1 pseudogene is annotated in these 590 nt (G+C 60.8%); it reads right to left on the bottom strand.

Going from position 1 to position 590, the window contains the following annotated elements:
- Positions 1 to 590: pseudogene (locus tag A3730_RS31630) on the bottom strand (hypothetical protein); the annotation flags it as partial.

The following is a 590-nucleotide window of genomic DNA, read 5'->3' as shown; positions in this document are numbered from 1 at the left end:
CGCGGCCCGGTGTTATTCACGTACAACACAAAGGTACCGTGATTGCCCGGCGCCACAGACAAGCTGCGTACCGGCGAGGCCTCCGGCCCCGGCCCTTCACCCGGAGCGCTACCGTTAACCGGCTGATCATTAGTGAGATCCACACTGTTGGTGACAATGCTGATGAGCGTATCGGTCACCGCATTGCGGACCTGGGGATCGGTGATTGAACTGGCAACCTTGGTGACCTGGAAAGGGCCGCCCAGTGCATTGGGAGGCAGGATTGCCTGCAGGACAACCCGCACACCGCACACACCATTTCCGGCATCACGCACAAAACGGGCCGGACATTGGCCGCCTTGATCGGCCAACGGGATCGGGCCTGTGTCAGGCACGCCGTTGCCATCACTATCCACCAACGGAGTAGCGCCATCCGCCTTGAGTAACTGGAAGACGGTGCCCTGGGGGAAGGGGTCGCTTAGTGCCGCCCCGGAACGGTCGTTGGCAGCATCGATAGTGATATCGAAACGGTCTTCGCCATCGCCAGTATTCCAGATCACGTTGTTGAACAGCACAGTGCCACCCTGGCCGGCGCTGGCAATCTCGACACG

The organism is Alcanivorax sp. HI0044 (assembly GCF_001634945.1).
Note: the sequence above shows the minus strand (reverse complement) of the source record. Positions and strands in the feature narration are given on the sequence as shown.